The sequence below is a fragment of the Mesorhizobium sp. NPDC059054 genome, from assembly GCF_042739215.1.
Taxonomy (GTDB): domain Bacteria; phylum Pseudomonadota; class Alphaproteobacteria; order Rhizobiales; family Rhizobiaceae; genus Mesorhizobium.
This window is the reverse complement of record NZ_JBHYHV010000005.1, coordinates 237,637-248,873: the sequence shown is the minus strand read 5'-3', so window position 1 is coordinate 248,873 and position 11,237 is coordinate 237,637. Positions and strand designations below refer to the sequence as shown.

Sequence of the window (11,237 nt, the reverse complement as noted above, 5' to 3'; positions counted from 1 at the left end):
GAGGGGGGGGGGGGGGGGGGGGGGGGGGTGGGGGGGGGGGGGGGGGGGGGGGGGGGGGGGGGGGGGGGGGGGGGGGGGGGGTGGGTGGGGGGGGGGGGGGGGTGTTTTTTTTTTTCCCCCCCCCCGCTGCCCACGATGCCGGCCTGCTCACCATCGGAGTGCTGGCGACGCTCGCCTTGCTTGGCGCCGTCCTGGACGGGCCCGGCGGCATTGCCATCGAGGCACGCGTGCCGGAGATCGCCCGGTTGGCGCGCCTGCCGCTGATCCGCGCCAATGCGATCGACGATCTGGTCGACAATGGCGCAGCGATAGCCGGGCCGGCGATCGCGGCTTTCCTGGTCGCAGTCACCAGCACGACGGTGCTGTTGTGGATCATCGCCGGGATCAATCTGCTTGCCGCCATGCTGGTGGCGGCAAGCCTGCCGCGTTTCCGGTTGCGCCGCATCGCCGGGTCGACGTTGGGTCAGATGAAGGCGGGGCTCGGCTTCATCTTCGGCCAGCCGGCCTTGCGTTCCGCCCTCATCCTGGCCGGCATCGGCACCAGCGTGTTCGTTGCCGTCGAGAGCATTGCCCTGCCGGCAATCCTGCGCATGGAAGGGAGATCGGCAGCCTTGCTCGGCATGTTCCTGGCCGCGGCTTCGGCAGGCGCTATCGCATCCAATGTCGGCTTGGCCTTCGCCAGCCAGGCGCCGTCGCTGCGCGGCATCTTCAGCGTGGCCTTTGCCGGGCTCTCCGCCGGCGTCGCCCTGTTGCTGTTTGGACGGTCCGTGCCGATCCTGATCGCTTCGGGCGCCATGCTGGGCGTTGCCGCCGGCCCGCTGTCGCCGGTGTTCGCAACCCTGCTGCAATCGAGCGTGCCGAAAGACCTGCGTGCCAATGTCATCGGCATCTCGATGAGCCTGGTGCTGCTTGGCGCGCCCGCGGCAGCACTCGTCACGGGTGCCGCGCTGGATGCTTTCGGCTCGACCGCGGTGCTGATTGCCTGTTCGGCTTTGCTCCTGTTCTGCGCGCTCGCGGCACTCGGCATGTCGGGCCTGCGCGGGGTAACGGCAAAGCTGTCTGGGGAAGCAGCAAAATCAGAGTAGCCAGCCCTCATTCGTAGCTGATTCCCGTTTCGCAAGATCATTGTCACAAAGTACAATTTCATTGCCCGATCAGAGAGATATCGTCGCCTTGCTCTCGTACGGGGGCAGGCCCGTCTGCAGGCATACGCCTACAAAAGAGCAGACGGGCTTTGCTTTTTCTGCATTGTGGATAGGGCTAATGCCGCGGCGGACGGCGCCTGCCGGTTCCCTACCTCAAAATTAGTTCATTCCCTCAAATCATCCTATTCATTGTGCTGCTTCTGGCAGGCGAACCACGACCTATTACCCAATCGCTCTCGTGTCTGTATAGATATGGTATCGCGGAGGGATGGCCTCATGCGCATTGCTGTAGCCTGTATCGCAATTGCCCTGGTTCTGGTTGGCTGCGCGTCTCCGTCGCGCAACCACATTGCCGGCAGCGGCGCGAATGTCACGGTCGCGCCGGATCTGCCGCTGCACGCATCGATCATGCAGCGGGTGAGCGCCATGATTTGCGCTGACAGCTTTATTGCTCCCACGCCTTCGAGTGCCGACGCGTTGAAAGCCCTGCAGGATGAAGCAGCGGCAATTGGAGCCTCCGGTGTCTACAAGGTGAAATATGCGCAGACCGGATTGCTCGACCGCTGTGGTCTGTTGCCAGGGCTGGAAGCGACCGCAATAGCGTATCGGATGTGAGAGCGCCCGCGGCATCGGCAGCACAAGGCAGGCGCGATCTGTGGCATGCGGCGGAGTGAACTGGCGATACGCCGCAGAGGCACGCCGTGTGCGACCGTCAATGTCGCCAGCGGCACAGGGCGTGGCCGCGATTGTCAGCATTCTTCCCGAAACAGAGGAGGATAGGGGATGCGTTCTATTCGCAGCTTGGCCTTGGCCGTGTTGTTGCTGGCAGTGCCTGTTGTGGCCGTTGCGGAGGAGATACCCGTTCCGAGCCAGGCCGAATGGGCAAGCGCGAAGAAAAGCGTCGATCTGCCGAACGGCCAGAAGATCGCCTATGTCGAGATGGGCGACACGGCCGGCAAGCCGCTGCTGGTTATCCATGGTTATACCGACAACAGCCGCAGCTGGTCGCTGCTGGCGCCCTATCTGAAATCGAGGCATGTTTTCGCCATCGACCTGCGCGGCCATGGAAAGTCGAGCGCACCGGATTGCTGCTACGCCATCACCGACCTCGCAAACGACGCATCGCTCTTCCTGGACGCCGTGGGCGTGAAGAAAGCTGACGTTGTCGGGCACTCGCTGGGATCGATGACCGCGCAGATGCTGGCGGCGACCCATCCCGAGAAGGTCGATCACCTCGTTCTGGTGTCGTCTTCGTTGAAGCCCGGCGGCGGGCCCGGCTCCTGGCTGTGGGACAACATCATGCCGCTGCAGGCACCCATCGACCCGAACGGCAAGTTCATGACCGATTGGTACTGGAACCCCAATCCTGTGGACAAGGACTATATCGACCGCGAGAGGGGCGAGAGCGCCGCGGTTCCGATCCAGGTCTGGCACGGCGTCATGTGGGGGCTGTCCGCCTATGACTTCAGCAGCCTGGCGCCGACCGTCAAGGCACCGGTGATGATCTTCTGGGGCGATCAGGACCAACTGTTCGACAGCAAGCACCAGGATGCTTTGAAGAAGGCCTATCCGGCCGCGAAATTCGAAGCCTTTGCGGGCGCCGGCCACAACATGTTCTGGGAGTTTCCCGAGAAGGTGGCGAAGTCCTTGAACGGGTTTCTGGACGCGCCGTGAGACGCCTGGAAGCCGACCGGGCAGAGAATGCTCTCCGGCCCCGGAAGACCTCTAGATCGCCGATGAATATCCCTTTGTAAAAGGATCGGTCGCGCCCGATATCACGCCCTCCGGGCTCCGGAGCACGATGGCAGGCCGCGCTAACTCGTAGCCGAATGGCGCGAACTGCTCTTCGACAAGCCGCGTCGGATATCTTTGCTGGTCCCAATGCCTGACGCTATGCGCCAGACGTTCCGATACGAGGATCGCCGGGCCGCTAGCGTCGATCCGGGCCGCAAGGACGCTGCCTTCGGCATCCATGCGCCTTTCGATGATGTTGATCGCCAACTGGACAACGGCACTTATGATCCGGCGTCCGCCGGGCGCTCCCAGCGCGGCCCGGGCCTCGCCGTCTTTCGTCAGGATCATCGGAGCCATGTTGGCGAGCGGGCGTTTCAGGCCGGCAATGCTGTTGGCTGCGTTCGGGCGCGCGTTGAACCATCCCATGGCTCCGTCGAAGAGCAGCCCGGTCCGACGACAGACCACTTTGCTGCCGAAGTGATTGGCGGCCGTGTGCGTCAGCGAAACCGCCATTCCCTGGGCATCGATGACCGAGACGTGTGTCGTGCCGGATGTCGGTTCGGTAGAACCGGCCGCTGTCCACTCCTGCCGTCGCCTCCGGGAGCTGTCATGCGCCCACGGGTCATGGGCCGCGATGCCGGCGAACATCTCCCATGGCGATGGATCGCCCGGCAGGCTCCGGGGTGCAGGTGCCTCGGTTTCGATCAGCGTTGCGATTTCGTCGATATAGGCGTCGGACAATAGACCGTGCTCCGGCACCGGCACGAAATCCGGATCCGCCAGCCAATGATAGCGGTCGGCGAAAGCATGCCAGCTGACATCGGCCAGACGCTGCAGCCGCTCGTCGGTATCCGACCGCGGGCCTCCGGTCGGAAACAGGCGCTCCCAGAGCTTGAGCATCTGAAATTGCGTGAGTGTGCCGCAAGGCGCATTCGGCCCCCAGACGTCATGGTCGCGGAACCGGAGGCGCCGTGCCTCGACAATGCGCGTCGTTTCCTCGCGCAGGTCGTCTCTGGAGAGAAGCCCTCCCAATTCTCGGGCGGTCTCGGCGAGACCATTGCCGATCGCGCCCTGGGTGAGAGCTGCTATGCCATCTTCGGCAATCATCGTGAGCGTGTCTGCAAGCCGTGCCTGCTTGACCATCGGAGGCGTTCCGAGACTGGCTTCGCCAAGATGGGCAACCGGGATCGGGTCGCCATCCGACAGGAAGACCTCGCTCGCCCCCGGATTACGGCGAAGGGCTGCAAGATTAGCCAGAGTCTCAAGCGCGAAGTAGGAATCCGCCGGAAATCCATCCCTGGCAACCGCGATTGCCGGATCGACGACTGTCCTGAGCGGCAATTTCCCGAACCGCTCATGTCCTTTTATCAGGCCCGACAGGGTCGCCGGCACGCCAGCCGCCTTGATGCCTTCCAGGTTCTCGTCATCGACAACGGTGGAGATCCCGAGGCCGCGATCCGTGCTCCTGCTCGCATCGATACGGTACATGTCGGGGGATGCGGCGCCTGGCGCGCGGGGCGCGAACTCCACGGCGAAGGTCTTTCGCTCCTCTGGCGAATGGACCAGCATGAAACCGGATCCGGCCAGCGTGGTCTCCATCGGTTCGATGACCCCGGCGACCAGACCTGCGGCGACCGCGGCGTCCACCGCATTGCCGCCCAGCTCGAGCATGGCAATCCCGGCGTCGGCGCTTTGTTGCCTCGCAGCCGAAACCGAGCCCTTGCGGCCGCTGGCGCTTTGCTTGGTGATGGATTGCTTGGATACAGACATCGTTCGCTCGCTCCTTCGTCAGGATTTTGGGCTCAGCTCGGACTGATAGGTTTCCCTGAGGCTGATAAGACTGAGGAGGCTCAGCAGCGCACCGACCGCGACGAACGCCGACACGGCATAGATCGTCCCGAAGCTCGAAAAGAGCCAGACGGCGATGAAGCTCGACGGTCCGCTCCAGATCACCGAAGCAAGCTGGTAGCTGACCGAAACGCCGGTGTAGCGGATCTCGGTCGGAAACGCCTCGGCGAGATAGCTGGACTGCACCGCATAGGTGCCTGCATGTCCCACCGCCCAGGCAAGGATGCTGGCGACGATCATGCCCGCCAGGGTCTGGGTGTTGATGAGCCAGTAGAAGGGGAACGCGATCACGAGCCAGCCCAGCAGTCCGATCACATAGACGGCCTTTCGGCCAATCCGGTCGGAGAGCGTGGCGAAGAAGAAATATGCCGGGATGCTGGCGACGGCGCCGATCATGCCGGAAATCAGCACCCAACTGGCTGGAAGGTGCAAAGTGCCCTTGGTGTAGGCGCCGTAGAATGAAATCAGCGCATAGGCGCCGAACGAAAAGGCTGCCTGCAACAGCACGGTCAGCGCCAGCACCTTGAAGTGGTCGCGAAAGAGAACGGAAAACGGGATGCTCTTCCTCCTGGCATTGGCTTCGGATTGCTTGGTCTCGAGGAAGACCTTCGATTCGGTCACGGTCAGGCGCACGTAAAGACCGAAAACGACCAGCACTCCGCTCATCAGAAAGCCGATGCGCCATCCCCATTCCAGGAACGCGGCTTCGCTGGTCAGGAAAATGACGACCTGCAGCACGGCGTTGCACAGGAAAAAGCCGATCGGATTGCCGATCTGGCTGAACGCGCCGAAGAAGCCGCGCTTGCCCTTTGGAGAATGTTCGATCGCCATCAATGCCGCGCCGCCCCATTCGCCACCGATGGCCACGCCCTGGGCGAGACGGAGGATCACCAGGATCACCGCTCCCCACACGCCGATCGTGGCATATCCGGGAACGAGACCGATGAGAAAGGTGGCGATCCCCATCAGAAGAAGGGTGGTGACGAGAGCCGCCTTGCGTCCGACCGTGTCTCCGAAATGCCCGAACAAGGCGGCTCCGAGCGGCCTTGCAAGGAATGCAACCCCGAACGTCCCGAACGAGGCGAGAAGGGCCGTGGTCTGGTCGGCTTCGGGGAAGAACACATGCGGAAAGACCAGCGCGGCGCAGATCCCGAACAGGAAAAAGTCGTACCACTCGACTGCCGTGCCGATCAGACTTGCCATGGCGACCCGCATCGGCGGCACGGCATTGACCTTCTCGGATGGCAATGCGGATTGGGTGGCTGCACGAGCCGTCATAAAAATCCTCCCAGGATTTGATAAAACGTTTTGGCAAAGTTGCCAAAACGATTGGGCAATGTCAAATCTTTTCAAAACCAGCAATGAGGGCTGAATTGTCAGCGACGATCAAGGATGTTGCGGAGGCCGCCGGCGTCTCCATAACGACGGTTTCCCACGTGCTGAACGGCAAGGGGCGCACGGGAGAGAAAACGCGTGCCGCGGTTCTCGCCGCAGTTGAACGCGTCGGCTACCGAGCCGACCCGGTCGCCAGGAGCCTCCGAACCGGGAAGACCGGTGTCCTTGGCATCGTGTTCCGGCCGAGCGACGCCATCCGCGGTTCGATGAGCGGGACCGAGTATCATATCCGCCTGGCGGGTGCGGCAGCGGCAGCGGCGCTGTCCAGAGGACTTGGCCTGTTGCACATTCCCGAGCTCAAGGAGGGGGCTTTGTCGGCACTGCCCATGGACGGTTGCATCGTTGTCGCCCCTCACAGGAGCGATCCCGTTGCCACGCTGCTCAGGCAACGGGAGGTGCCCTTCGTGTTTGCCGACCCGGAACCCGACGATCCCACCTTTGAGTGGAGCGTTCGGCGCGACGACTATAATGGTGTCCGTTCTTTGCTCGACCATCTGCGCGGCAACGGCGCCGGAAGCATATCGTTCTTTTGCGGTCGGGACGAAAACAGCTGGCTTGTGGAGGCGAGACGGGCGTGCAGCGACTGGGCCACGGAGACCGGCATCAGCGTGCGCACCGTCCTTGTGGACGAGGTCGGGGGCGCGGAGGCCGCACGCCAGGCGGCAAGGACCGAGCTGACCTCTCCACAACGGCCCGATGCCATTATCGCCGCGACGAGCCGGTTTGCCGCCGGTGTGGCGCTGACGGCGGAAGACCTTGCCATCCCGATCCCGGGCGAGCTCATGCTGTCCACGCTTTCAGACAGCGAGATCGCCCGTAGCCATCCTGTACCCGTCACGGCCTTGGACCTCCATGGCGCCGCCATGGGCCGCGAGGCCGTCGCGCTTCTCGTCAGGAGACTTGAAGGGGAGCGCCTTGACGTGCCCGTGGTGATTGAACCAACACTCCGCGAGCGCGCGTCGACGGCACGACCGAACAGCGGGCACGCTCTAGACCTGGAATAGTCTCACGCATTGAATTGTGCCGGTCAGCGCAGCGCCAGATGGCGAACTCAAGATTGTGAGAGTGATGCGCGGTAGCGCGCATTCGAACCCGGAGGATTTGCAAGGGTGACCGCCCGTCGGCCGGTCAGGCCGCCCTACCGGAGCGGTGAGCGAAGCGGACCCGCGTGAGATGGAAGAAATGGTGCCAGGGGCGGAACCGAATAATTCAGATAAATATTTGAATACGTTGATTAATATTAAGTGTGGATAAGCCTAGTTACCCGCGCATTTACCCAATTTAAAATCATACCGGTGGTTCGATTCCGTTTTCCACAGAAAATTGCCTCTCTTGAGACCTGTGCTAGCGGCGTCTCCGGATGCGCGTTGGATTGGGCCTCATTCGCCTTCTTATCTCGGATTGGTTTGCGGCCTCCTGTTCCGTACGCGCGGGCTGGCTGTTACGGCTGCGTCTCGCCACCTCTATGCGCGTGTGCGAGCGCACCGACGTGCCAATCTACGAGTTCCACCTTACGGCTGTTAACGGCGCGAACGAATGACGGCTTTGCGCCGTCCTTTCGGTCATTCAAACCCGAACTGAGAACTCCGAAAACCGACGCATCGTTATGCAGTTATCTCAACAGTCAGGAGAAAGTTCGAATCCTGTCGGGTGCGCCGCACCGGGTGATGATCAGAACTATGTCTACGCTATAGCTCTCTAGAGGGTAGTCCGCTTCCGACCCCATGTCGGACGTTCACACAGGACTACAGAGCGCCCGAAAGCTGCCGTGTACCCGGCGCACAATTTCGGCCTGAGCCGGGCCGCAGGCGATAGTCCGATGTCCGGGTATGGACAGGCGAGAGCAGACGTCAAAGAACCTTAGTACTGCGGCCCGCTTTCGGCCCATGGTCGGCGATGTTAATCCCATGACGTATAAGAGTATCTACTGATTCTGAAATCAGTCCCGTCGCTATCGATGCACAATAATCGCTGATTCTGGATCGCCGACTTTTTTGGGGCAAGCTATGGTTGCCTCGAGGAAACTGGGGTGAGCGATGTATATCGAGAAGGTCAAAATCAAGAATTTCAAATGCTTTGAAGGTTGGTTCGAAGTCGATTTTAATCAGGGCGTCAATATCATCGTTGGCAACAACGAGACCGGAAAATCGACGCTGCTCGAGGCGGTCCATCTATGTCTGACCGGCATGCTGAACGGGAAATACCTGCGCAACGAACTATCTCCCTATCTTTTTAACAGGAAGATCGAGCGGGCGTATCTGGACAGCATCGCTGCGGAAAAACCTCTCGATCCGCCGGAGATCCAGATCGAGCTGTTTCTAGGCGGTGATGGTGATGAGTTGGAAGACCTGCGCGGGAACGGGAATTCCGAGAAGAACGACAAGGCTCGCGGCCTCCTCTTCTCGATCGAGTTCGACAAGAAATATGACGGTGCCTATTCCGAGTTGCTGAAGAACAGGGAGATCAACTCGATACCCTTGGAATTCTATCAGGTGCAATGGTCGGAATTCTCCCGCCAACCGGCGATGGCCCGCACCATTCCTATCAAGTCGGCCCTAATCGATTCAGCGAGCACGCGTGTGCAGAGCGGTTCGGATATGTACATCTCCCGCATCGTCAGGGAATTTCTGGAAGACAAGGAACGTGTTGCGATATCCCAGGCCCAGCGCAAACTGAAAGATGCCTTTAAGGCCGATGGCAATGTCGGCGCTATCAATGAAAGATTGGCGGAAGCGGCGAAGATCAGCCGAAAAAAGGTCAGCATTTCGGTCGATATGTCGTCCCACAATGCCTGGGAAAACAGCCTCATGACGTATATCGAGGATGTCCCTTTCCACTATATCGGCAAGGGCGAGCAGTGCATCGTCAAGACGCGCCTCGCGCTGAGCAGCAAGAAGAACCGCGAAGCGACCGTACTGCTGATCGAGGAGCCGGAAAACCACCTGTCACACTCGAAGCTCAACCAACTCATCAGCGATATCAGCACCGACAATAGCGGCAAGCAGGTCATCATCACCACTCATAGCAGCTTCGTCGCGAACAAACTCGGACTACACCACCTAATATTGCTGCGGGAAGCGAAGGTCACACGGATCAAGGATCTCGATGCGAGCGACTTCTTCCATAAGCTGCCTGGCTACGACACGCTGCGTCTCGTGCTGTCGCAAAGGTCGATCCTTGTCGAGGGCGATGCGGACGAACTGGTCGTCCAGCGCGCCTACATGGATGCTAACGCGGGAAAGTTGCCGATCGACGACGAGATCGATGTCATCTCGGTCGGACTTTCGTTCCTGCGTTTTCTCGAACTGGCGACGGCGCTGAAAATCCCCGTCGTAGTCACGACCGACAATGACGGCGATATAGCTGCCCTCGAAAAGAAGTACTCCAAATACAAGAACGTCGATCATATCAAAATCTGCTATGATCCTGTGGTGGATAAGGGCGACCTGGTCTTCGGTGGCAAGCCCTTCAACTACAACACCCTCGAGCCGAAACTGGTCAAGTCCAATAGCGTCGAGAACCTCAACACGCTGTTCGGCACCAAGAATAATCTCGATGACCTTCATCGTTATATGAAGAACAACAAGACCGAGTGCGCGCTGACGATTTTTTCGGCGAAGACAAAAATCAGTTACCCAAAATATATTATGGATGCGATCGCCAAATGATCGGGCCGAATAAGCTCGTCATAGCTGCGGCAGGCTCGGGGAAGACCACCTACCTCGTCAGGCAGGCGCTTGCGGTTGAACAAAAACGTGTCCTCATCACCACCTACACGGAATCGAACGAAGAAGAGATCCGGCGCAAATTTTTCGAAATCCACGGCTCGGTTCCGGGCAACGTGCATATCCAGACCTGGTTCAGTCTGCTGATCGAGCACGGCATCAAGCCCTTTCAAGGCAAGTTGTTCGATTGGGATGTCGCCGGCATGATTCTGGTTTCACAGAGATCCGGTTTTCGCGGGAGCGATCGGCAAGGCCGCCCCATGTATTGGGGTGAGAAAGATTTCAGACGCTGCTACTTCGACCGTCGAAATCGCGTATATTCCGACAAACTGTCGAGGCTGATGATACGGTGCAACGAGGCATCGCACGGCGCTGTCATCGAGCGGCTTTCCCGTATTTATCCGTTTATTTTCGTGGATGAGGTGCAGGATCTGGCAGGCCACGACCTCGACATTTTGACGGCGCTTTTCAGAAGCCCTGCCAACGTCGTCATGGTGGGTGATCCCCGACAGGTCACCTATGTCACCCATCTGGAGGCCCGTTTCAAAAAGTACAGGGACGGCGGCATTGCTGACTTCATTCGTGCGGAGCTTCCCCGAAAAGTAGCGTGCGATATCGATGTGACCAGCCTCGTGGCATCGCACCGCAATAGCACCGCTATCTGCGAATTGTCGTCGAAACTCTATCCAAAATTGGCTGCCGCGACCGCTTGCAAATGTCCCGACTGCAGGCAACCGGTCCCTGTTGATGCGGGTCTTGTCATCGTCCGGCGAAGGAATCTGCCCCGTTATCTCGAGACGAGGCGACCGGCGCAGCTCCGATGGAGTTCGACCGTCAAGATCGCATCTGCCGATCTGCCGGCGCTAACGTTCGGACGGTCCAAGGGCCTCGGTTTCGACAGCGTCATTATCTATCCCACCAAAGAAATGATGGACTGGCTGAAGAATGCCCAATCAGCCTTGAAGGCTGAAACTCGCGCAAAACTCTATGTTGGTCTCACCCGCGCAAGGCATGCGGTGGCAGTGGTCTATGACCCCGCCCATGGCGAGGTCGTCGCAGGATTTACTGTATTCGAATAGGGCAATCGCCGGAACATGTTTCCGTAGCCGGTAATGTCCGCTTTCAGGCAATTGAAATTAGGGACGCACGGCCGCAATACGGCGCGTTGCGGTCCGTTGCGGGAGCAGCCTGAATGACCGCCCTGCCAACTGCGCCGCAAGAAGCGGTCAGGCAAGAATCATTCCAAAGCGGTCACACCCTGGGTGGGCAGCATATTGCTCAGCTATTATTCGTATCGCAGACTACGCCGATACCACCGGTGCACTGAAGTAGTATCGGCGGCAATCAGCGGCGGCGGCGGGCGATCGGCGGTGTTTGACGCGCCGTGCCG

8 protein-coding genes are annotated in these 11,237 nt (G+C 60.1%); 6 read left to right on the top strand and 2 right to left on the bottom strand.

Annotation, left to right across the window (positions count from 1 at the left end; translation table 11 throughout):
- Positions 1–101: 101 nt before the first annotated feature.
- The 3 genes from ACFWXH_RS22190 (at position 102) to ACFWXH_RS22180 (ending at position 2,819) form a co-directional block, all read left to right on the top strand.
- Entirely contained in the window at positions 102–1,085 is a 984-nt protein-coding gene (locus tag ACFWXH_RS22190) for a hypothetical protein (RefSeq protein WP_379123507.1), read from the top strand.
- Positions 1,086–1,421: 336 nt separating this feature from the next.
- Entirely contained in the window at positions 1,422–1,760 is a 339-nt protein-coding gene (locus ACFWXH_RS22185; RefSeq protein ID WP_379123506.1) for a hypothetical protein, read from the top strand.
- Between the two features lie 168 nt (positions 1,761–1,928).
- Positions 1,929–2,819 (top strand): alpha/beta fold hydrolase, encoded by an 891-nt coding sequence (locus tag ACFWXH_RS22180; RefSeq protein ID WP_379123505.1) that lies wholly within the window; start codon positions 1,929–1,931, stop codon positions 2,817–2,819.
- A 51-nt stretch (positions 2,820–2,870) separates the two neighbouring features.
- Here the strand turns inward: ACFWXH_RS22180 and ACFWXH_RS22175 are convergent, their stop codons facing one another.
- Positions 2,871–4,649, bottom strand: coding sequence for a gamma-glutamyltransferase family protein (locus ACFWXH_RS22175; RefSeq protein ID WP_379123504.1), 1,779 nt, complete (start codon positions 4,647–4,649; stop codon positions 2,871–2,873).
- 18 nt (positions 4,650–4,667) lie between these two features.
- Positions 4,668–6,005, bottom strand: a complete 1,338-nt coding sequence (locus ACFWXH_RS22170) for an MFS transporter (RefSeq protein ID WP_379123503.1) — start codon at positions 6,003–6,005, stop codon at positions 4,668–4,670.
- A gap of 95 nt (positions 6,006–6,100) precedes the next feature.
- Here ACFWXH_RS22170 and ACFWXH_RS22165 point away from each other — a divergent pair, with 95 nt between their 5' ends.
- From ACFWXH_RS22165 to ACFWXH_RS22155, 3 genes are all read left to right on the top strand, one after another.
- Positions 6,101–7,126, top strand: coding sequence for a LacI family DNA-binding transcriptional regulator (locus ACFWXH_RS22165; protein WP_379123502.1), 1,026 nt, complete (start codon positions 6,101–6,103; stop codon positions 7,124–7,126).
- 1,032 nt (positions 7,127–8,158) lie between these two features.
- The gene (locus tag ACFWXH_RS22160) at positions 8,159–9,790 is read left to right on the top strand and encodes an ATP-dependent endonuclease (protein ID WP_379123501.1); all 1,632 of its coding nucleotides are present in this window, start codon (positions 8,159–8,161) and stop codon (positions 9,788–9,790) included.
- Positions 9,787–10,926, top strand: a complete 1,140-nt coding sequence (locus ACFWXH_RS22155) for a UvrD-helicase domain-containing protein (RefSeq protein WP_379123500.1) — start codon at positions 9,787–9,789, stop codon at positions 10,924–10,926. Before ACFWXH_RS22160 ends, ACFWXH_RS22155 begins: the two co-directional genes overlap by 4 nt.
- Positions 10,927–11,237 lie beyond the last annotated feature (311 nt).